This window comes from Ornithinibacillus bavariensis (assembly GCF_018333235.1).
Classification (GTDB): Bacteria; Bacillota; Bacilli; order Bacillales; family Amphibacillaceae; genus Ornithinibacillus; species Ornithinibacillus bavariensis.
The window spans coordinates 143398-164984 of record NZ_BORP01000006.1; the positions used below are offsets into that span (position 1 = coordinate 143398).

At 31.5% G+C, this 21587-nt stretch carries 24 protein-coding genes; 20 read left to right on the forward strand and 4 right to left on the reverse strand.

Features of this window, described 5'->3' with window-relative positions:
- The first annotated feature begins 258 nt into the window (after positions 1 to 258).
- The 11 genes from KI338_RS17800 to KI338_RS17940 all read left to right on the forward strand — a co-directional run bounded on the left by KI338_RS17800 (position 259) and on the right by KI338_RS17940 (position 8734).
- Positions 259 to 807 carry a S1 family peptidase gene (locus tag KI338_RS17800; RefSeq protein WP_244853641.1) on the forward strand — a complete coding sequence of 183 codons (549 nt, stop codon included), beginning with the start codon at positions 259 to 261 and terminating at the stop codon, positions 805 to 807.
- A 68-nt stretch (positions 808 to 875) separates the two neighbouring features.
- Entirely contained in the window at positions 876 to 1688 is an 813-nt protein-coding gene (locus tag KI338_RS17805; protein WP_244853643.1) for an abortive infection family protein, read from the forward strand.
- Between the two features lie 456 nt (positions 1689 to 2144).
- Positions 2145 to 2879: a hypothetical protein gene (locus tag KI338_RS14520; protein ID WP_212921730.1), complete on the forward strand. Its 735-nt coding sequence runs from the start codon at positions 2145 to 2147 to the stop codon at positions 2877 to 2879.
- A 97-nt stretch (positions 2880 to 2976) separates the two neighbouring features.
- Positions 2977 to 3327 (forward strand): hypothetical protein, encoded by a 351-nt coding sequence (locus KI338_RS14525; RefSeq protein ID WP_212921731.1) that lies wholly within the window; start codon positions 2977 to 2979, stop codon positions 3325 to 3327.
- A gap of 233 nt (positions 3328 to 3560) precedes the next feature.
- Positions 3561 to 3776: a DUF5343 domain-containing protein gene (locus KI338_RS14530; protein ID WP_212921732.1), complete on the forward strand. Its 216-nt coding sequence runs from the start codon at positions 3561 to 3563 to the stop codon at positions 3774 to 3776.
- 79 nt (positions 3777 to 3855) lie between these two features.
- The gene (locus KI338_RS14535; RefSeq protein ID WP_212921733.1) at positions 3856 to 4104 is read left to right on the forward strand and encodes a hypothetical protein; all 249 of its coding nucleotides are present in this window, start codon (positions 3856 to 3858) and stop codon (positions 4102 to 4104) included.
- 276 nt (positions 4105 to 4380) lie between these two features.
- Positions 4381 to 4563, forward strand: coding sequence for a hypothetical protein (locus KI338_RS14540; RefSeq protein WP_212921734.1), 183 nt, complete (start codon positions 4381 to 4383; stop codon positions 4561 to 4563).
- 400 nt (positions 4564 to 4963) lie between these two features.
- Positions 4964 to 6784: an AIPR family protein gene (locus KI338_RS14545; protein WP_212921735.1), complete on the forward strand. Its 1821-nt coding sequence runs from the start codon at positions 4964 to 4966 to the stop codon at positions 6782 to 6784.
- Between the two features lie 260 nt (positions 6785 to 7044).
- On the forward strand, positions 7045 to 7218 hold the full coding sequence (locus KI338_RS14550; protein WP_212921736.1) for a hypothetical protein: 174 nt from the start codon (positions 7045 to 7047) through the stop codon (positions 7216 to 7218).
- A gap of 219 nt (positions 7219 to 7437) precedes the next feature.
- Positions 7438 to 8328 carry a hypothetical protein gene (locus KI338_RS14555; RefSeq protein ID WP_212921737.1) on the forward strand — a complete coding sequence of 297 codons (891 nt, stop codon included), beginning with the start codon at positions 7438 to 7440 and terminating at the stop codon, positions 8326 to 8328.
- A 289-nt stretch (positions 8329 to 8617) separates the two neighbouring features.
- The gene (locus tag KI338_RS17940; RefSeq protein ID WP_212921850.1) at positions 8618 to 8734 is read left to right on the forward strand and encodes an AbiJ-NTD4 domain-containing protein; all 117 of its coding nucleotides are present in this window, start codon (positions 8618 to 8620) and stop codon (positions 8732 to 8734) included.
- 42 nt (positions 8735 to 8776) lie between these two features.
- Here KI338_RS17940 and KI338_RS14565 read toward each other — a convergent pair whose 3' ends face one another.
- Both KI338_RS14565 and KI338_RS14570 read right to left on the reverse strand, forming a co-directional pair.
- Positions 8777 to 11206, reverse strand: a complete 2430-nt coding sequence (locus KI338_RS14565; protein WP_212921738.1) for a restriction endonuclease — start codon at positions 11204 to 11206, stop codon at positions 8777 to 8779.
- Between the two features lies 1 nt (position 11207).
- Positions 11208 to 11747, reverse strand: coding sequence for a hypothetical protein (locus tag KI338_RS14570; RefSeq protein ID WP_212921739.1), 540 nt, complete (start codon positions 11745 to 11747; stop codon positions 11208 to 11210).
- Positions 11748 to 11927: 180 nt separating this feature from the next.
- Here KI338_RS14570 and KI338_RS14575 point away from each other — a divergent pair, with 180 nt between their 5' ends.
- A complete protein-coding gene (locus KI338_RS14575; RefSeq protein WP_212921740.1) occupies positions 11928 to 13193 on the forward strand; it encodes a DNA adenine methylase in 1266 nt (421 codons plus the stop codon).
- A 17-nt stretch (positions 13194 to 13210) separates the two neighbouring features.
- A complete protein-coding gene (locus tag KI338_RS14580) occupies positions 13211 to 14830 on the forward strand; it encodes a DNA methyltransferase (RefSeq protein WP_212921741.1) in 1620 nt (539 codons plus the stop codon).
- Positions 14831 to 15688: 858 nt separating this feature from the next.
- Here the strand turns inward: KI338_RS14580 and KI338_RS17945 are convergent.
- On the reverse strand, positions 15689 to 16162 hold the full coding sequence (locus tag KI338_RS17945; RefSeq protein WP_212921742.1) for a competence protein ComK: 474 nt from the start codon (positions 16160 to 16162) through the stop codon (positions 15689 to 15691).
- A 37-nt stretch (positions 16163 to 16199) separates the two neighbouring features.
- The gene (locus tag KI338_RS14590; protein ID WP_244853645.1) at positions 16200 to 16469 is read right to left on the reverse strand and encodes a helix-turn-helix domain-containing protein; all 270 of its coding nucleotides are present in this window, start codon (positions 16467 to 16469) and stop codon (positions 16200 to 16202) included.
- A 310-nt stretch (positions 16470 to 16779) separates the two neighbouring features.
- Between KI338_RS14590 and KI338_RS14595 the strand changes: the two genes are divergently transcribed.
- From KI338_RS14595 to KI338_RS14625, 7 genes are all read left to right on the forward strand, one after another.
- On the forward strand, positions 16780 to 17337 hold the full coding sequence (locus KI338_RS14595) for a sigma-70 family RNA polymerase sigma factor (RefSeq protein ID WP_212921743.1): 558 nt from the start codon (positions 16780 to 16782) through the stop codon (positions 17335 to 17337).
- 49 nt (positions 17338 to 17386) lie between these two features.
- Complete coding sequence (locus KI338_RS14600; RefSeq protein WP_212921744.1) at positions 17387 to 18289, forward strand: DnaD domain-containing protein; 903 nt, start codon at positions 17387 to 17389, stop codon at positions 18287 to 18289.
- Between the two features lie 14 nt (positions 18290 to 18303).
- Positions 18304 to 18813: a restriction endonuclease gene (locus KI338_RS14605; RefSeq protein WP_212921745.1), complete on the forward strand. Its 510-nt coding sequence runs from the start codon at positions 18304 to 18306 to the stop codon at positions 18811 to 18813.
- A gap of 240 nt (positions 18814 to 19053) precedes the next feature.
- Complete coding sequence (locus KI338_RS14610; RefSeq protein ID WP_212921746.1) at positions 19054 to 19596, forward strand: ATP-binding protein; 543 nt, start codon at positions 19054 to 19056, stop codon at positions 19594 to 19596.
- On the forward strand, positions 19586 to 19765 hold the full coding sequence (locus KI338_RS14615; protein WP_212921747.1) for a DUF3850 domain-containing protein: 180 nt from the start codon (positions 19586 to 19588) through the stop codon (positions 19763 to 19765). The genes KI338_RS14610 and KI338_RS14615 overlap by 11 nt, the downstream gene beginning before the upstream one ends.
- Before the next feature lie 177 nt (positions 19766 to 19942).
- A complete protein-coding gene (locus KI338_RS14620) occupies positions 19943 to 21001 on the forward strand; it encodes a GNAT family N-acetyltransferase (RefSeq protein WP_212921748.1) in 1059 nt (352 codons plus the stop codon).
- A complete protein-coding gene (locus KI338_RS14625) occupies positions 20973 to 21347 on the forward strand; it encodes an ASCH domain-containing protein (RefSeq protein ID WP_212921749.1) in 375 nt (124 codons plus the stop codon). The genes KI338_RS14620 and KI338_RS14625 overlap by 29 nt, the downstream gene beginning before the upstream one ends.
- The last annotated feature ends 240 nt before the right edge of the window (positions 21348 to 21587 follow it).

Genomic DNA, 21587 nt, shown 5'->3' on the forward strand with positions numbered 1-21587 from the left:
TGATCTCATACATTGGACAAATAAAGGGAAAAGAAGACGATGTATTTTTGAAGTTCGCTAAGCGATGCAACGAGATACTTAAAAATAATGTGAACTTGCAATTTCCTTTTATAAGATTGCCTATTTTCTAAAAGAAAATTTCAAGAAGATAATACATTTGTAATTGAATCATTATACTATAGTTTTTCGTTTGATGATGGCGCTAAAGATGAAATTATTGTTGAACAGGGGACGGGTTTTCTCCTAAAAGGGATTGGATTGGTTACAAATGCACACGTTTTCAAGAGTTATATTGAGATGATAGATTTTGGGGCTAAGCCTGATACAAGGATAAAAATAAATAGATCTAAGTACTCGACTAAATCATATTATGCAAAATTATTAAGTTACGACACTATTAAAGATATAGCTATATTAGACGTAAATGGTATTGATATTAAAGGTCATGGTTTTGATTTCAACAAATCAATAGAAAAAGACCAAAAGATACAATTAATAGGTTATCCAGATTACCGGGAAAATATGGATTCTAGTATTAAAGATGGTATTGTTCTGGGTGAAAGGTATACAGATAAATCTCGTATCGGAACAATAGAAAAACGCTTTGAAATAAGTGCTACTATTTATGGAGGTAATAGTGGAGGCCCAGTTGTAAATGAGATGAATGAAGTAATTGCAATAGCTGTAAGAGGGATAACAAAACATGGTGTGGTTTCTAGTGAAGTAATTCCAATTATAGATGTTATCGAACTAGCGGTGAAAGAAAAGATATATAGTATGGAAAAGGTTGAGGAAATTGAAATCTAATAGCGGTCTAATAGTGACCTTTAATACTTTACTTTAGGAAAATTATATACAAGATGGGGGGAAGTTGGATGATAAGTAAGAGAACAATTCTCGTCTTTTATGATGTTTTAACTACTTTTAGTACATTGAATAGGATACAACAACTTTTTGAATCTGAGCACATATTTGAATCCGAATCACATACATCAAATTTAAGTGGTCAAAGGAGAACATTAGCAAACTCATATGTATCCACCCTTGACCTTAATAATCCGGGTGACATCAGAAAATTACTAAATATATTTGAACTGTTTTATATAGAAAACTCTGACAATAATTATTTTCTAGTTGATTCTTCGTGGAAGCAATTTCTAATGTTACTAGAAAGAGATGGCTTTATATTTAAAAATGGAAAGATACATGAATTAAACGAAACGAATATTCAATTGGATGTTAATGTCTATACGAATAATTATGAAATTCCTCATGTTCAAAAGGACTGGGAAAGAGCATTAACTCAGGCAAAAACTGACCCAGAGGATTCAATTACAGCAACAAGATCCATGCTTGAAAGTACTCTAAAGTGGATTCTTGACGATATTGGTTTGGAATATGAAGAAACAGAAAGTTTAAATCAGCTTTATAAGAAAGTGGCAAACAAACTTAAATTGTCTCCAGATCAACATGGTGAGGATATATTTAAACAAATATTAGGTTCAATAAATGGTGTAATTGGTGGATTAGGCTCTTTAAGAAATGCTTACGGTGACTCACATGGCAAAGGCAAGGTATACTATAAACCAAGTGAACGGCATGCAAAATTTGCAATCAATTTAAGCGGGACAATGTGCATCTACCTTTTGGAAACCTATTTTTCCTATAAAGAAGTGCCTACAAATTAAATAATATTATTTGTAACAACAATTAATACTTCCATTGATATGAGGGATTGGCAAAGTGTAAAGAATTGAATAAAGTTAAAAAGGGACAAACTCAGGTTAATCAATAAGGATGTCCCTTTTCGGATAAATCATTGCCTTGAAATGTTTTATAGATTTAACGCGAATGAAGAATCTAAAAAGAAGGCTATAAACATTTTATCTGATATATTGGAACCTCTTAGAGAAGAGCTAAAGGATTTATTAAATAATGAATACGAAGTAAATAAAAATTCACATGATAAATTAATTTTTGAAGTAGTAAATCAATTTATTATACGTCATAATAACCAGAAACAACGAACGGAATATAGTAGAGAAATATGGTATGACTGGATGATGCAGTATTATACCAGTGTAATTACCACATATTATAGATTAAAAGAAAAGATGGGTTAAATGATATAAGGGGAAGTTATTATGAAACTGCATTTCGAAGATTGGTTGGAAAAACAAAATATTGATTCTGAATCAATGAGTTTATTTAGGGAATCTATAGTTTGCTATAAAGCAGGAGCCTATAGGGCGTCATTATTGACCTCTTTTATGGGTTTTTTGTCTGTAATAAGATGGAAAATATTAAATTCTTCTAAGCCAGACAACATTCATGAGGGAGATTGGGAAAGGATAGTTTCCAATTTAAGAAATGATGATAGATGGGATACTGAAACATTAGAATGTATTAAGAGAACAGATGCAAGAAAAGTAATTTTCTCAATATCAGATGATTTGCGAAGACAAGTTTTTTACTGGAAAGACAGAAGAAATGATTCTGCTCATTCAAAAAGAAATAAAATAGACTATGCTCATGTTGAAACTTTATGGTTGTTTATCTCTTCTAATATGGGGAAATTTGCTGTAAATGGGAATATGGATTCGATTTTGTTAAAGATCAAAAGGCATTATGATATTGCGTATAATTCTATAGGTAAACCTACTGATCAATTGATAAATGAAATAATGCATAGTATTGAAGAAAGTGAAATTGAAACATTTTATAGTAGGTTACACCAGTTATTTTTAGAAGAAGATAGGCATTATTGCGATGACTTTATCATTCTTATTAGCAGTGATGATGAATCAACATTTCTACACTTTTGGAATGATCTAATACATATTAATGAAACATGGGAACGAACGGAATTTATGGTATGAGAGAATACCAAGTTATATAAATTGTTATTCGGTCTTATCAGAACTTTTTCGACATAATCTTATTGAAAAATCAGAGCATAGGGAAGTTTTCCAAAGAGTGATTAATCCCAAGTATGATAATCTTACAGAAGAGGATATTAGATTCTTTGATCAATTTGGATATTCAGAGGTCTTTGAAAACGGTGTTTTTACTGAACGTCTAATTGATGACTTTAGATGGGGAAACGCTAACTATAGGTTAGTAATAACATATATTAAAGTAAAAGGACTTAACGAATTAATAGTTTCGACCTTAAACAGTGTTTTTGATAAATACAAGTATTTCCCTAATACAGCACAAGTTAATCTTCATAGTTTTTTTAATGAAAATCAGGAATACAAAGATAAGTATATCGAGATTTGCACAGAAATAGGTATTACACCTACAGACTTATTAATAAGTGATTAGAAATAATAATTAAGGCGAGATAAATATTCTCGCCTTCTTTTATAGATGCTACCTTTAAATTGATACGGGGAGCCTTATCATAAGTGAGTGCGGTTACTCTAAAACAACGTTTTTAGAAGTGAATGAATATTTGCATACTTTAGTAATGACAGTATAATAATAGAGAAAGTTAGGTTTACAATTTCTATGTATAAAGGCTTTGAGGCCTGTAAAAGAGAAGGGTGGTTTATAAATTGGCTTTAGCAAATGTGTATACGCAGGTTCATGGACAAGCTCCAAGTAAGTTTACTCAGCAGCATCTAAAGGATATTGGGTTTGCCTCTACCAATTATAGGGCATTTATCCCAATCTTTAAGGCATTGGGATTTCTCTCTTCTGAAGGCGCTCCAACTTCAAGATACCATGAATGGATGCCCCACAATCAAGGAGGGAAATGGGTGAGACTATAAAAGAAGCATAATCTTACCTATTTTAATTAAGGAAAGTTTAAAAGCGCAAATAAATATCTTTGAGAGAAGTGCAGAACTTATGTGTAAAACATTTTTTGCTTTGTTGGATATAGCTGATATTAACCATGAACAAGATAGATCGAAAGAAATCCGGAATGTGACAATAACAACTGAAATAGCTCCTAAAGATAGAGAAGAAAAGAAAGAAAGTTTTAAGGCTGTGTCTCCAAGTTTGCAATATAATATACAAATTCATTTACCAGCTCCTAAGGACATTGAAGTTTATAATGCTATATTTAAATCAATAAAGGAGCATCTCATTGGATAATAATCTAAAGGCTTTGAGGGACTTTTTTTTAGAGGTTTAATATTAGAGTCGGAGGCATCAAAATTTCAAACGGCAGGTATTCAAATAGGGGCAAACTCAAATTTTACAGAAGAACAACTTCTAATAGAATCACTCTCATCTTTTAGCATAATTAGAAAGAATAATTCTCTTGAAATGGCGAGGCTTTATGCACTGTTACACTGTTTTGAGAATGAGATTAGGTCTTAAAAAAGAGAAACTTTAGAAGAAAAAGAGGAAGTCAATTGGTGGATTAAATTGCCAAATAAGATAAAAGGTTATGCAGAAATGCGCCAACGAACAGCCTTAAAGGATTCATGGTTGGAGGGAGAGAAAGAGGACTTACTAGGATTTGTTGATTTTGGAATGCTAACTGAGATAAGGTTTAAACAAATAATGGATGAGCTTGAAAAGACGAGAAATTTTATTGCACATAATTAGGATGCTCTTACCGAGAGAATTTCAAAGGGTTTAAATGTATGTAGCTGATAGGGTAATAGGTTTGTAAACTCCTTTTTACAACTTGAATTTGGAATACTAAATTAGTAAATGTAGATATAAACCTCATTTAATAATATCATTGCAAGCTGCATCAATAATAGATGAGCGTTTTTTACCAAGTAAATTCTTAAACATAAAATATTATTGATTTAGATTATTTATAAATATTATTTAAGGTTGTAAAAGAAGCTAAGGACCATACTTAGATGATCCAAACAGCGGAAGAATTCTTTTAGTCCAAAAAGATTAAATTAATTTAATTCTCTTTGGATTTATAAATATGATTCCAATAGGTAATGATAGATTTCTAAAATAATATTCATTTAAGGGGGATATGATATTGATAACATTAACTGATGAAATAAAAGATATCGAAACTGAAATTGAAACGATAAAAAAAATTGGTAAAAAATTTTCTGAAACAATAACGAGTGATCAAGCGTTCAATATCCTTGTTTTACAATATTATTGTTTTAAGGAAAATGAACTAGAAAATATTTGGTTTGATATAAAGAGTTGCATTACTGATGGTAGCGATGATGGGGGCCTTGATTTTGTTTATTTTGATGAAGAAGAGTATAAAGTAATAATTGGGCAAAATAAATATTCTCCAAATGTAAGTGCCCAGGAATGTCTATCAGAGATTCATAAAATTGTAAATACCATTGAAGATTTTTATAAAGGCCATACTGGAAAATATAATAAAAAAGTAAAAGAAGCCTTTCAAAATGCAATTGATAGACTTACAGATGAAACAGAAGGTAACATTGAGATTGTTTTCTCATCATTAAGCAAGTTTGATTTTGAAGGAACAAAAGAGCGAATAGGGGATTTGGAAAATAAGGTATCACAAATTGCGTTTTATGCACCGAATGATATAAACGACCTAATAGAAAAAGTTAAATCGAGTTTCGAAGTAGTTCCTGAAGATACAATTAAAATTGACAAAGCAAAAAACTGGTTAGAATACGATACTGACAAGCAAAAAGGAATGTTTATTAATGTTAGCTCACAGTCAATTTCAAGGTTATATAATAAATATAACAACAAAGGGTTATTTAATTTAAATATAAGAAGGTATATTAAAAGTAAGAGTGTAGACGATGGTATAAATCATACTTTAAATAAAAACAGAGATGAGTTTTGGTTTTTAAATAATGGGCTTACGATAGCCTGTAATGACTTTTCAACAGATGGAGACACGATTAGATTATATAATTTCTCAATTGTTAATGGTGGTCAAACGACAACATTAATTGGATCTTATAAGGGTAATAATAAAGAAGAGTTTTATATCCCTTGTAAAATTGTTGCGAGTAAAGAAAAAATGCGACCAGAACATTCCATGATGTTTTTCAATAAAATTGCTGAAGCTACCAACTCACAGAAGCCAATTCAACCAAAGGATTTGAAGTCAAATGCACCAGAGATGATAAATTTACAAAGGTTATTAAAGCGACATGGTATTGGTCTGGAGATTAAGAGAGGAGAACAATTACCGAAAAACTTAAATATAAAAATCAAAAACGATATTTTTGCTCAATTAGTTTATTCATTTGTAAATCAAAAACCAGGAACTGCTAGATCAAATAAGAAATCGTTATTTAATAATAACAAGTCATATAAACAAGTATTTAGAAAAAACTACGAGCAAACTGAAAAATGGAAATTTATTATAGACTTAATTGATTTAAATGAGCGGTTTGAAGCATTATCAAAAGAATATAAAAAGAAGGGAACAGAAGTATTCAATTCAGAAGAAGCAAATGTCTTTAGTAATGGAAAGTATATTTTATTTGGTTTGTTTGGGGTCATCTATAGAATAATCAATGATGATATTAAGTTAGCAGAATTAAGAGAGGATACTAGTATTATAGATAGTGATGATTTTATCTATGATGGTTTTATTTCGAATTATACCAAAGATGATATTAATAATAAATTAGATTCATTGATAAAGTTTTTAGTCGGAATACTATCGACTTCATACTCAAATCAATATGAAGCTGGAAAAGTGACAAGTGTTAGTAATTTTTTTAAAACTGACAAAAAGTACTTGGAAGACGTAGTAAAAACTTTTGCTTCTATGTTGAATCGAGAGTTTTACTTAAAAGAATTAATGGAGTATGGTGAAATATTTAAAAGAAGTAAAAATAATTAAAGACATATTCTGTAGTATAGTAAAAATTTTGGTGAAAAATTTAAGTATTACCTAGTCTTATCTTTTAAGATTTTATTCCAATTGAATAAGAGGCTGGGACGATTTTCGGAGCCATATTTTCAATTATTTTTGGGTAGTTATGTCCCACCCTCTTTGCGTTCTTTAAATCATAAGTGACTTTACGTAAATCTAAAATATTTCTAGCTAGTCTACCTACTTTATATACTAAAAAAATTTATCACCTAATCGAAGGTAATCCAATGCTTTTGCTAATTCCTGACGGTCGGATTTTGCACCACTTTGTTTTTACTGGAAGAATCTATGATAACCGTATTTCTGTAGCTGCTCTACTTGAAGTTCTAAATCTTGTGCAGGTAGTAACTCCTGCATATTCTAATATTGCCATGATGTATCATTCTCCTGGTTGTCTATAAGTCTTATACCTTCTGTGTGTTTATTTATAGACTAACTTCAAGACAATAACAAAATAGTTTTTTTGTGTCTAAAAGTTGAAGTTTTATACTCCATTAAATGTATGTTAAAACACTTTAAAAGTTTGATGAAAATTCAACAATCGAGTATATGAACCTATTTAAAAATTTGTACTATAATGTTCACTTTTAATAATTTAATGTAAATAAGGGGAAATAATAATGATCAAGATAACTTTATGGGAGAACGCATATGATTCAATAGAGCATGGGTTGGAACATTTAGAAATAGCTATTAATAATGATAATGCTTACGATTATAGGAGAGCTGTTTTAGACTTTTGTCATGCAGCGGAGTTGTTGTTAAAAGAGATATTATTCAGAATAGATCCTATTTACGCGTTCGATAAGAACGATTTGTTTAAGAAATGTTTAGATCCATTGCATCCGACAATTGAAGAACTTTATTCCTGTAAGTCTTTGGAGGTGCATCCATTATGTAATGCTGTAGAAAAATATGCACCTGAATTGAAGAATGAGTATAATGCGAATCTAAATGTTTTTTCTAAAGAAGCATCTAAATTAAGAAATAAGATTCAACACTTTTGTTATGAGTCAACAGTATCGGAAATAAGAGGTACTTTATTGAAGTTAAGCTATCAGTTGTTATGTCCAGTTTTTTCTTACCTAGATACCGAGATGAAATACGACCCATTAGAGGAAAGATTGTATGAGGCATTCTCAGTGGAAAATGTATTGAGATATTATAAAGAGATATATCACCAAGAGAATAGAGATTATTCTATAGGTTGTTGTTATGCCTGTGGTTCATATGGCTTAATAATGACGTATGAAGAAGGTTATCCTACTTCTTGTGAATGTCTAGCATGTAAGTTTACGCAGAAAGATATTCAAGTGGAAGATTATAGAATATGTCCTGATTGTGGTGGTAACTCACTTATATATTCTGAAGAACTTGATGGAGGGATATGTCTTTGGTATAAATGTGCAAACCATAAAGATGGCGGTATAGTTATTTCCATGGAAATGTGTGATAGTTGTAATGACTATAAAATTGAAAATGTTTGTAATTGCACTGAATCAGTGGAGTAACAAATGAAGTGAAAGGATTATACATATCTGAACTCGAATTTTCTTAATGAGAACTAAGTGGATTATCTAAAAAGTTATAGGTAGTGTCTTTTCAATTGGATTAATGCTTAGTGTGGCAAAGTTAGAATGCTAAAGGGGTTCAATTTAACATATTTTATGTAGTGATATATTTTTATTTAACCAAAGAATGTTAGTTTTTTTGAACTAACGTTCTTGTGTTGTTGGAATCAGATTTTATTATGTAAGTTTAATAGATATTGGTTGGTTAAAGTAGACTGTAAAGGATTACATAAATAATGTACTTAAAAAAGAATTATCTGGTTATAGATTTGTTAATAAAGAGTTAGTAAGAATCACGGCAGACGAAGAAATTAAAGAAATCGTAGAAGCAATAAGAAAACGTTAGGAGGTGATCTTTCCTAACGCTTAAGGTAATTGATATTAAATGTTAGCCCCTATTAATATCACTAATGTAATATTTATTAGGGAAATGTTTGTTTAGCATTGCAAGAAGTTCAGAACCTTTTAATAATTCTACACCTGTCAATTTACCTTCCTGTAATCCAGCTTGTGTATAATCAGAAGTAGTAATACAAATACCCTGAGTAAATCCGTCGGTCATTTTAACGCTGTTTAGACGTTGGATTGGTTCACTTCCAACATTACCAATCCATCTTTTCACTTGGAAAATAAACCTTTCTTGCTTGTTAGTACGTATATTCAATTTCGTTGCAACCAGATCTACTCCTCGGTCACCAGCTCCACCCATTCGAGCAACATTTTGATACCCTTCCTTAATTAGCAACTGTTTTATTAACTCTTCCAAACCGTAAGGGTCAATTGTCCTTAGATCAATCAGGTTTTCTCCATATTGATTTTTATAGGATTCTTTTCTGATAAAGCCACGGTCTGTTTCTTCACAAAAATTTAAAAGGAGATTGTTTATATCTGCTTCTTTTGATTTTGAGTCAATTATTTTCTCAAGTAATCCAGGGTCTCCATTGCAAAGCTTATCACTTATTTCAAAATAGATATCTTCCAAAGTGAAAAAACTGTTTTGTTTTACCAGTAGATTTTCAATAATGACAGGAATAATATCATAAAGTTTTACAAACAAGGTTTCAGAATCTTCAAGGTCTACATAGAGTTTATCTTCATCAAGGTAAACGTGATGTTTAAAATCGATCTTAAAATTATCCTTTATTATCCGCTTAACTCTTTCCTGTTGAGGAGAATTTGCGGTAGTACGATTTTTAATAACTTCACTTTCGATATCGATTATTAGCTTACTTAAGCTATACGGTGCAGAGCTTTCTTGGATTTTCTTGTAAACAAACCTTTTAATTCTAAACTCTACATTCTTATCACCAATAAACCAATATTTCTGGTCTTCAGGTAACTTAGTAAAGATCAAGTACATTTCTTTTGAAAGTGTGCTTTTAAAAGCTGCTTGCTTGCGTAATGTAGGGTCAGATATTGTCTTATCAATACGTGTTATATATTCAAACCCATTTTGTCTAGCTTTTAAAATATACTGAGAAAGCAAGTCGAAATACTTTTTCTGTCCAAGGTTTACGGCTAATACTACAAAGCCGTTGGTATTTATGCTACTGCTAAAAGCGCCAAACATTTTGTTAATATCACTTACATGATGATCGTAATCTTTATCTCTCTTTCTGGTTGGTGCGTTTGAAACAACGATTTCTTTTTCTAGGAGTTCACCTTTTAATGCATATTTAGATTTATCAACGAAGTGATATAGCCAATCACGGTATAACTGGTTTCGTTCCAAATAAGGAACTTGGTCGTGGTAGGGGGGATCAGTTAGAATCAAATCCACCTTATTATCCCCTGTGAAAGTTGATGACATAAAATCGTTGTAATCAGAATTCACAAGTGTAAAACTGTTTTTTAGCCATTCACCATTTTCTTCAATATATTTTTTGTGAAACTGCTTGAATTTGTTGTACTTTTCTTCAAATAGATACCAGACATTCATTTCCTGGGCTTGTTCACGCATAACCTGATAAATATACTCAGAGCCAGAACCATATTGCGCAATCCTAGAAAGGGTCAAGCTAGCAACTAGGAAATGTTGGAGCAAATTCTTTTCGTGGCACTCTGGTAAGGATGAAATTGCTTCTTGTAATTTTAATAATGCTAATTTATTACGGGTTGTAAAATTAGTATCATATTTGTCAGCGCCAGTTCCTTTTGTAATGTTAATCCTACTATTTTCTATTAGGTTATGGCTTGGAAATTGAGAAACATCACTTTTTTCTAGGGATTTAATCTTTTGCTCATCAAATGAGTCAAACTGCTTTGTGGTATTTCCACACTCCGGACACTTATGGAGCATTATTATATTTTTTCCATCCTTTATATCACGGTGTGCTTTAGGATTGAGATAATTGTCGGTTTCAGGGTCAAAATGAAGTTTCTTAATATAATTCTTTTTATTACAGCAACGGGTTTCGTAGAGAAAACGTATTTCTTCAAAGCATTGTTCTTTAACTTGATTAAACAACTTCAATAAACGGCCTAAATTTGCTGTTTGATAAAAAGTACTTACTACGTCAAATGTATAGTTATCTAGTTCACTTCCATAGAATTTTTTATTACTTTCGCTAGCTGAAATGATATAAGAGCCTGAACCAATAAAAGGATCAAGAACAATACCGTCAGAGTCAGTAAGTGTATCCATTATGATTTTTCCTATTTCGGGGGATTTCCGCCCCTTAAAATTAAATTGATTCTTTAAAAGGGTTGGTACACTATTTTTTACATCACGAAGTTTCCTTCTTAACATCAAGGTTTTTTCAATTACCTCTGGGTCGGCTTTCGAAGCCATTGATTGGTATGAAATGTGATTCTCCATGTTAATCCCCCTCATTTTTAAATAAATCACCAACACTAATGTTGAAATAGTATGCAGCTGTAACAATAAAAGTCCATGACAAGTTCCTTTGGTGGTTCCGCTTTCTTTGTAGGACATAAAAATAGTTACTTGAGTAGTTACTTTCAAAGAAGCTCTCAAATTTGTCTGGATTTTGAATGTCATGCTCAATCAAGAGTTTCAGAATGTTTTGTTTAGCAACATTCGATGGTATGAAAACATCCGGACTTTGCGGTAAAATATTATCCTCAGTAATATTTGTGGACACAAAATCTGAAAAATGAACCTTCAAGCTACTTGTTAGCAAAGTTATTTCCGCATGATGAAGCTCTGGAAGTTTTTCTTTGTAGTACCAGCTAGAAATTGTACGACAAGGAATGCCTGTTTTTTCACTAATACTTTCAAAGAAATCTTTGTTTTTAGACCACCTATAATGTCTAATAAGAAAGTTAATATTGGTGTACACCTGTTCTTTAACTTCATCTTTTTTCATATCAACTATTTTTTTGAATTGGTAATCCAACTGAAACACTCCAAAATTTTAAGTTGTTATCAGTTTATTTCAATTAGCAACGATTATTTGTTACTGAGGGTGGAATTCTATGGTATGATAAATTTAAGGAGAATGATCAATACAAGGAAAATGATTTATTGTTGTCGAATTTTAAGATATAATGAGAGTTTGAAGACAAGAGGTGGAACAATGAAAAATGAATTCCCAATACTTAATTATCCAGGTAGTAAGCGCAACTTGCTAAGCTTTATTGATGAATATACAACTAGCCATATTCCGAAAGATAAGGCAGTCTTTGACATATTCGCTGGTAGTGGAGCGGTTTCATACTTTTATAAAGATAGATTTAAGGTATATGCAAATGATTCGGAACAGTATTCATCAGTAATACTAAATGCGCTATTAAAATTTCAGCCTAAAAATAAGATTGATGAATTATTAAAAGAAATGGATCGTTTTAGCGAATTTAATAAGCAGAAACTAATAAGTGTATATAACGATTGGATTAATAAAGAAAAAGAATTGTTAGTGTCATTAAAATTTGATGAGATCGAACAGTTTTATTTGTCTTTCCCTAATGTATGGAAGGAAAATGTGGTTTTAAATAATATGGAAGTAACTATTGAGAAGTTAAGAACACTCCCTTTTTATTGCCTTTTTACTAGTTACTATTCGGGGAATTATTTTGGCGTGTATCAATCAGTGGAAATAGACAGCATAAGGTTTGCAATAGAGGAAGCTGACTTAAATATTGAAACTAAAAATATGCTCCTTTCAGCATTGTTTTATGCAATGAAAGAAGCGGTTTTTAGTAAAGACGGTCACATGGCGCAGCCACTTGGATTGAGTAATAACTTGGAAAAATTATTTAAAAGAAGAAATGTATCGATTTATGAAAAATTTGTTCAAAAGGTAACAGATTTTTTTTCTATTAGCTTTTTAACGGAGGATAAAGGCAATAAAGTTTTTAATTACACTTTTGACGAGCTGTTTTTCAATAAAATGGATTTATTTAATGATGTAGGCTTCATCTATGCTGATCCACCATATACAGATATGCAGTATTCCCGCTATTTCCACTTGCTAAATACGTTAGTAAATTATCAGTATCCAGAAATGACAATGTATAGGGGTAATTTATCCAAGGGTCTATACACCGAAAATAGATTCCAGTCACCTTTGAGTCAGAAATCAAAGGCGATAGTTTATCATAAAAAACTTTTTGATTTTTGTAAGGATAAAAAAATTGGACTTGCATTTAGTTTTGCTTATCCTTTTGATCCGGTTAGTCAACCGACTAATCGTTATGTTCTTAACATATTCGATTTAATTGACTATGGCAAAAATGTATTTAAAGGTGATTTTCAATATTATACTCAAGACTATAATCATTCTAATAATCGCAATAGCAATTCGAAGAAGGTACTCGAATATCTATTGCTATATACACCATAGAAAAGAGGGGATGAAAAATGGATTTATATTCACTAAAACAGAAGATTTCAGGAATAAAACCAACAAATCGTAACCCTCTTTATCAATCTCATTTGTATTGGTCACAAAAGCCGTTTAATATAAGTGATTTGCTAATTGAAGAACTTACTGAAGAAGGCGATATTGTATTCGATCCATTTATGGGTTCGGGTGTAACTGTTATAGAATCGGTTTTGCTAAACCGTAAGTCAGTAGGTGTGGAAATAAACGAACTACCAATTTTCATTGTTGATACACTGTTAAGTAAAGTAGAAGACATGGAGAGCCTAAATAATTTTCTTAAGGAATTTGAAGAGTTTGTAGACGGACTAAACAAATATTATAAAACATGGTCAGCTGAAAATGATGATCATGGAATTGTAAAGAAAGTAATATTTGATCGAGATTCACCATTCGCTGAACCAATAATTAAGGAAATACACTATCAGCATCAAGGAAACAGAATCAACTATATAAAAGAGCCAGATATTTTTGATGTTGAACAATTTTCTTTAAATAAAGATTATAAGTATATACGTGATTATGTGATGGTGCCAAATAGTCGTTTAGCAGTTCAAAATGAACAAAGTGTAGCTTCACTTTTTACACCAAGAGCATTATGTGTTATTGATGAAATCTTAGGGTATGAGGCTAGCTTAAACGACAGAAATTATCAGGACATAATCAGATACGTCTTAATGAGTTCACTTCATTTGATAAAAATTACAGATTTGAAATCTAATTCTCAATGGCCACTCTGGACGCCTAGGGAAAATTGTTTAGAAAAAAACGCTATTGATGTAATTAAAAAACGAATCCGGTTATTTTATGACTCGTATGATTTTGTTGATAAAAATTTCAATGAAACAATAAAGCGAGTATCAAATTTTAAAGAACTGTCTGATGATGGAAATTACCTAATATTAAATAAAGGCACTCAGCATCTTAATAGTGATGACATTCCTGATAACAGTATAGATTTAGTCATAACCGATCCTCCATACTTAGGACAAGTGTTATATTCTGAGTATATGCAGTTATACTATCCATTTTTAGACCTAAACTTTAATCTAGAGGATGAAATTGTTATATCCAATGCAAAGGGTAGGGATAAAGATGAAAAATCATATTTTAATTTACTTGACCAGAGCTTTGGAAAAACAACCAAAAAGCTTAAAAAGGGAAAAATAATGTGCCTATATTTTCATGACAGTAATTTAGATGTATGGAACAGGCTAATAAATATTACGAAGAAACATGGTCTGCACTTTTTAGGACAAGTTCATGTATATAAAAAACTGACACTTAAAAATATCCTAAGTCCTAAAAAATCACTCCAAGGGGATTCCATTTTATTTTTTATAAATGAAAAAAGAGATTACGAAGTAATTGAAGCAGAAACAATTGATGAAATAGTTGAGAATGTTGTCGCTCATGTTAAATTTGAACTTAAAAATAAAGGTTCATTAACTACAACGCAATTGATGGATGACGGATTAATGGAATATATAATACAAAACAACTGGTTAGCTGAGCTTAGTTCAAAATATAAGAGTATTATTGATGTTTTTGAACCTTATGTTAAATGGGACAAAGAAAAGGGTAGATGGGTTTTGTAATAAATTAGAAAAAGAAATGTCGACGTTAGGTGTCTTTTCTTATTTATACATGAATGAAAGAAATTAAAAAGGTGTCCAGCCAAACCTGTGGCCTATTATAGAAGTAAGAAAGCTCGCAAATACTGCGAGCTAAGTTAGGACATCCTTGGGTTATTTCATTGATTTATCGTGCTAAGTTCAAGCCAAGTTAAATTACAAACCATTTTACTCTATTAGAAGAAATTGCTTTATATCAAAGGTTTGACCGGGTTTATTGCTAATCATTTCGTGCATTTTTAAGTAAATTTAATCAAATTTGAGATGTAAGGTTCAATCAGAATAACTTCTTATATAAAAAAGAATAATAGTTATTGAAAAGACAAACAGAAAACAAAGTATCATCTTCTTTATAGAAAATTTTAGAAGCATGTAATATCTTTCGGATGGAAGCATAGATTTTTAAGAGAATAGATTAATTAAAACAGCATTTGGAATAAAATCCAAATGTTTTTTATTTACTTTCTAAGATGAACCAAATTATAGGAAGTAAAATTTAATAATCAATCAATACCTCTCTTACTAAAAAATAATAAGTTATAAATACATTAAATAAATCTCATTCTCCTAGAAGGAAATTACAAGAATTTGTTGAACTACTATTAATAGTAATAATAGAAGAGAGGTAACAAAATGAACCACGACTTCGACCGATTACGATGTCCAAATTGCAAAAGATTATACAAAATGAACGATCAAGTTTTCCTAGATAATTTAAATACTGTTATTCATCAAAAGTGCTACAACCCTAATACCATTTATACTGTAAAAGATAAAGGTACCTATAAAGAGATTATAGAACGGAATCCTTTCTTTAGTGACCTAACTCCTCAGAGCTCCACTTGACAACGATTTGATTAAACTGGTCCTTTCCAATTGCTTAAGTAATTCTAATATAGTTACATCCATCTTGATCTGATTTCCATTTTTGAATATTACTAGAGTTTGATGGTACCGTGAGACATCCTCAACAATACTCTCTACATGATTATAAAATATCCAACCACACTTCCAATCCTTCAAGGCACGTGTTGGAAAGGCAAAAATATTTCTATAAATACTTATTGGGATAGGAACCTTTCGGCTGAACCCAGTAAGATACTTAATCGACTCCCGTCTACCTTCAAAAGAGCAAAAGTTATCCAAACAACCCCTTTTGATAATCTCAAAAGGGGTTTTCTCTATATATAAAGTTTGATCTGTTTCCATTGCAATTGTTTCATAACTAATATTATTACTAGGCAACAGGGCCATTGTTCGTTCGTTTATTTCATAATGAGGGAGTATCCTGCTCATTAAACCTATCTTCCTTTATTAGTTGAAAATTCTCTTTCTATTCTTTCCTAATATCCAATCCTCTGGAATTCAATTCCTTAATGATATGATCAAAAATACGATTGATATCTACTCCTGCATTACGCAATCTTAACAGCGTTTCAATACGAGGCAATTTAACTCCTCTTTCGATTTCACCAATATGTTCAGGGCCAATGCCAGTATCTTGTGCGAATCTTTCCTGAGTGATATCCCTATCAACCATTCTATGTTTTCTTAGTTCATTACCGAAAAGATCGGATATTAGCTTAAGCTGCTCTTTTTCCACATGGGCACATCCCTTTTTGTACCTAATTTTCATAGGAGTATCGGGAATGCTCCACAAACGAACGTATGGATTTTTACAAAATATGTAAATTTATTATTTCTTATTTGAGTGATTGAAAAAACTACCTAACTTGAAGTTCCTACCCGAAAATTGAATGATGAACGATTTTTATATAACAAAATTTAAACTCCCTAACATAAACCGCATTTTTTCCCGCCACATATCTAAAAGTTAGGCAATGTGACAACTTCTAACAGACAAACTATCCTTATCGTGCCGGCACACATAAAACTATGAAGGAGAGTATTGGATGGATAAGGATTTCACCTTCGAAGAAATAGTTAAGCAGAATGAAAAGCGAATTTATTATCATATACACAAGCTACAGATTAGAGATCCGCATAATGAGTTCTATGTAGAGGGACTCTATGCGATGTGGCTTGCCTATAAAAACTATCAACCAGATAAAGGACCACTAGCGACTTACTTTAATTTTACAATTCGGAATCGCTTAATTGATTTGATTCGCAGTAAGACGAGAGAACAGAAAATTAATGAGGCTTATGTACAGAAGGAAACCATTGAACAACTGGATGGAAATCGTCTGACGATTAGTAGTGTACCACTACGACCATCTGAAGGTATTGAGGTTGCTGATACGGAAATATGGGACGAGATAAAGGAGATTTTAAGTACAAACCAGTGGAAATGGGTGAATTATTTTATTATTCAAGGGCTGTCGCAAAAGGAGATTGCGGAAAAAGAGGGAGTTAGTGTAGATGCAGTAAAGAGCTGGTCACGGGAGGCTAAGAAGAAATTACTGGCTTCCGATTTGCTTACTAGTTCCGAGGGCTTTTCAACTAAATAGATTCGGGTGGGGCTATCCTCACCCCTTTAATAGAAAGGGAGATATATAGGTGAATTATATTAAAGAGATTAATGCCTTTTATGACTTGATGGAGAGAGAACCATTGTCTGCTTCAGCGGTAAATTTATGGCATACACTAATGCACATTAACAATAAGGCAGGTTGGATAGAGGAATTCACGGTGCCTGCTACCGTATTGAAGTTAAAGGGTGGGCTAACTGATAGTTCATTTAAAAGAGCGAGAAAGGAATTGGAAGAGCGTGGATTAGTAAAGTGTCGTTCAAACGGGCGTAATGCGGCACCAACTTATAAAATGAAACGATTGTATAAGATGAATTGCGCTGTCTTTGGAGAAAAGACAGCAATTGAAGAAATAGATGGGAAGCAGAAGGCAGACTACACCAAGAACCAGCAAACGGGCTATCACTTTAACCGGTTGACGAACGTTCAGCCGAACCAACAGTGGAATCCCCAAATAGACCGCCAAACGAACCTATTAAATAAACAAAAAGAAATAAAACAAAATGAAAGAAAACGAAATGAAAAAGTAGAGGTATCTGATGCGATTGTATTTTATCAAGAGAACTTTGGAGTGGTAAGTCCATTTCTAGCGGAGGAACTATTGTCATGGATTTATGAATATGGTGATGACTTTGTCATGGAGGCGATGAAGCGAGCACTAGAACGTGGGAAGTTTACATTTGGTTATGTGAAGGGGATATTGAAATCTTGGGTAAAACAGGGGATTGAATCGGTGGAAACGTTGAAGGCTAAGGAAATAGCGATGAATAATGCGCGTAGAAGTAATTCGCATTATCACAATGCACAAAACCAAGAGGTTGTACCAGATTGGTTTTTAGAGAGGAAGCGTAAGAAAAGGATACATAAGGAAAATGTAAGTGAGGAAGACATTGTACAGATGGAGGAAATACTAAAGAAATATAAAAATTAGGGGGAGGGGATTTAATGGCGAAATGGTGGATGATTAGGGCTGGGGATTATAATGAGTTGATGCAAATCTGCATTCAAGAACATGTTGAGATAGAGATGATTAAAGAAAAGATTACTGGCCTTGACCCTTGGGAAATGCAAAAGCTTGCTGAAGGATTACTAATTGCGATGGGTTACTATACTAGAGAAAGTACCAAGGGTCCTGATGGCGGCGTGAATATTCTAGCTTATAAGGATGCGCTGGGGTTTCAACAACCAATTGTAAAGACTCAAGTGAAGCATCGAAAAAGGAAAACTTCTTCTAAAGAAATCCAACAATTATTAGGTGCACACCCAATGGACGCAAGATGTCTTTTTATATCGACTAGTGGATATACGGCTAATGCATTACATGTTGCCAATCAATATTCTGTTAGGTTAATAGAAATGGATGAACTGTTGAGGATGGTTGTGGAGTGGTATGAGAAGATGCCTTTTGATGTCAAGGAGATGTTGCCTTTGAGGAGGGTGTATGTGCCGGAATGAAATAAGAATATAGTAACTAGAGATTGTTCAATGTTATTTTGTAAATATTAATCCAAATTCTTCTAATACTGATGTAAGCATGGGATAGAGTAATGGCGCTATTACTTTTAGGTAATAGGTCACACTAGAACAGTACTACAAATAACGCTTAGTTATATTATTAATTGTATGTATTTAGAAGATTAATCTCTATGTTAATATTCTATTAATAGAATATTATATAAATGGGAGTGGTTTTGCATGGAGTATATTTTTTTAGCTGGTGTACACGGAGTTGGCAAATCAACTTTAGGAGCAAGAATAAAAGACAAATTGAGTGTAAAATGTATGTCGGTTAGTGATTTAATAAGGAAATCTGGAAATAATCTCAAACAGGAAGATAAATATACAGCAGGAATCTCGCATAATCAAGAATTATGGAAAGAAGAATTAAAAAAGTTAAGTATAGAAGAATCTATATTATTACTAGACGGACATTTTTGTTTGCTCAATGAAGAGGGGGAAGTTACTTCATTGCCCTTCTCTACTTTTAATAACACTAAAATGAAAAGTATTATTCTTATGAAGCATAAACCTGAGGTTTTAAGAGAGCGTCTTTTATCTAGAGATAAAGTAGATTACTCATTAGAATTAATTAGGGAGTTGCAAGAGACGGAAGTAGAAAGAGCGTATAATTACTCTAAGATTAAAAATGTTAAAATGTTTATTTATGATGAAGTTGAACCATTTAATGATTTAATAAATTTTATTAAAAAACAGGGATGTAATTATAATGGAACATAATTTGAAAATAAATAAGGAGTTCTTTCCTTATGTACTTGATAGGACAAAACCATTTGAAATAAGAAAGAATGATCGTGATTTTTGCATAGGAGACATTATTTTTCTGAATGAATGGGACGATAAAATTTTACAATTTACAGGTAGAAGTATTAGTGGCAAGATTACATAGATTACGGATTATGAGCAAAGAGAAGAATATGTTGTCTTTAGTTTTATAATAGAGTATTTATGAGGTTACTTAGATAAGTTTCCTTTTTTTGTAAACTAAATAAATATAAAATTCTAAAAAGAAGGATTTCGGAGTTCAATTGTAGAATATTGTAAAAAATATGGAAGGAGCATTCTGATGGAAGATAGTTTTCTAAAGTACAATTATTTTAAAAATATTAATTTAAATGATCCTTTTTTCGATTCTTTAAAACAAGATTATGAGGAATTTGAAGACTGGTTTAGAAGCAAAGGGAACAAAAAAGCATATTACTATGAAAACAATGAAGGAATTCAAGCTTTTTTATATTTGAAAATTGAAGCTGAAGAATTAAAAGATACAGACCCACAATTCCCTTTTGAAAAAAGAATAAAGATTGGTACATTAAAAATAAACCCACACGGAACTAAACTAGGGGAGAGGTTTATCAAAAAAGCAATAGATCATGCTGTTGATAATGATATCAAGGAATTATATGTAACCGTTTTCCCAAAACACAAAAGTCTGATAGCCCTTTTAGAAAAGTATGGTTTCACGATAAAGGGGAAAAAGAAAACAAAAAATGGCATAGAAAATATGATGTTTAAAAGGTTCGATGAATTGACTGGTGATATAGTTAAAGACTACCCTGTTGTAAAAACTAGTAATAATAAAATATATTTATTAGGAATATATCCACAATATCATACTAAAATGTTCCCAGATTCTATACTAGATAATGAGAGTTACGATTTAGTTAAGGATGTGTCCCATACAAATAGTATCCAAAAAATATATATTTGTTTCATGAAACGTGCCGCTTCAATTAAAAAAGGTGATATAATAGTAATTTATCGAACAAAAGATGAAAAGGGGCCGGCTGAATATAGGTCAGTTGCAACATCTGTTTGTGTAGTTGAAGATAAGAAGTTAAAAAGTGATTTTAATGACTTCGAAAGTTACTATAGTTATTGTAAAAAACATAGCGTATTTAGTGATGAAGAACTTCATAAGATGTATGCTAAGGAAAATCTTGTAGTTTTAAAAATGACTTACAACCTTGCTATGGAAAAAAGACTCATAAGAAAAACTCTTATCGAAGATTGTGGTTTGGACAGGGATGAGTACTGGGGTATAATGTCAATTGAAGATTATCAGTTTAATAATATAGTTAAATTAGGTGGTATAAATGAAAGTTTTATTGTCAATCAAGCCTGAATTTGTACATAAAATATTCTCAGGTGAAAAAAAGTATGAATATAGAAGAAGTATTTTTAAACGCCAAGATGTAGAGAGTATAATAGTTTATAGTACTAAACCTGAGGGTAAAATTGTAGGGGAGTTAATAATTGACAAAATAATTGATCGAAATATTGAATTATTATGGTCAGAAACACAAGAATACTCAGGTATTAGTTATGATTATTTTAAGTCTTATTTTCAAGATAAGGATAAGGGATATGCAATTAAAATTAAGGAAGCTATCTTGTATGATGAACCTATATCTCCTTATGATTCAATTGATGGTTTTAAAGCTCCGCAATCATTCTGTTATATTGGTTAAATAAAAAGGATATATTTTATACTAAGAAAATGAATTAGTCGAAATGAGTTCTTTCTTATTAGCAAAGTGTTTACTAACTATCAGAATAAAAGTTGAATATGTTATTTAACATAATCATAAGTAATTTAAATGGCTCAATAGGTAAGCGCCTATTGAGCCATTAAGTAAGTATTAATCTAAACTTTCTATAGTATCCAACTCGTTTGAGAAACAGATTTGGTAAAAAATACTATAATGAAA

Coding starts and splice junctions, on each gene's coding strand:
- KI338_RS14550 (WP_212921736.1), top strand. CDS start 7,045: ATGCTTTTGCTAATTCCTGACGGTCGGATTTTGCACCACTTTGTTTTT.
- KI338_RS14580 (WP_212921741.1), top strand. CDS start 13,211: ATGGATTTATATTCACTAAAACAGAAGATTTCAGGAATAAAACCAACA.
- KI338_RS14575 (WP_212921740.1), top strand. CDS start 11,928: ATGAAAAATGAATTCCCAATACTTAATTATCCAGGTAGTAAGCGCAAC.
- KI338_RS14555 (WP_212921737.1), top strand. CDS start 7,438: ATGATCAAGATAACTTTATGGGAGAACGCATATGATTCAATAGAGCAT.
- KI338_RS14565 (WP_212921738.1), bottom strand. CDS start 11,206: ATGGAGAATCACATTTCATACCAATCAATGGCTTCGAAAGCCGACCCA.
- KI338_RS17945 (WP_212921742.1), bottom strand. CDS start 16,162: ATGAGCAGGATACTCCCTCATTATGAAATAAACGAACGAACAATGGCC.
- KI338_RS14615 (WP_212921747.1), top strand. CDS start 19,586: ATGGAACATAATTTGAAAATAAATAAGGAGTTCTTTCCTTATGTACTT.
- KI338_RS14595 (WP_212921743.1), top strand. CDS start 16,780: ATGGATAAGGATTTCACCTTCGAAGAAATAGTTAAGCAGAATGAAAAG.
- KI338_RS14625 (WP_212921749.1), top strand. CDS start 20,973: ATGAAAGTTTTATTGTCAATCAAGCCTGAATTTGTACATAAAATATTC.
- KI338_RS14610 (WP_212921746.1), top strand. CDS start 19,054: ATGGAGTATATTTTTTTAGCTGGTGTACACGGAGTTGGCAAATCAACT.
- KI338_RS17805 (WP_244853643.1), top strand. CDS start 876: ATGATAAGTAAGAGAACAATTCTCGTCTTTTATGATGTTTTAACTACT.
- KI338_RS14605 (WP_212921745.1), top strand. CDS start 18,304: ATGGCGAAATGGTGGATGATTAGGGCTGGGGATTATAATGAGTTGATG.
- KI338_RS14620 (WP_212921748.1), top strand. CDS start 19,943: ATGGAAGATAGTTTTCTAAAGTACAATTATTTTAAAAATATTAATTTA.
- KI338_RS14535 (WP_212921733.1), top strand. CDS start 3,856: ATGTGTAAAACATTTTTTGCTTTGTTGGATATAGCTGATATTAACCAT.
- KI338_RS14520 (WP_212921730.1), top strand. CDS start 2,145: ATGAAACTGCATTTCGAAGATTGGTTGGAAAAACAAAATATTGATTCT.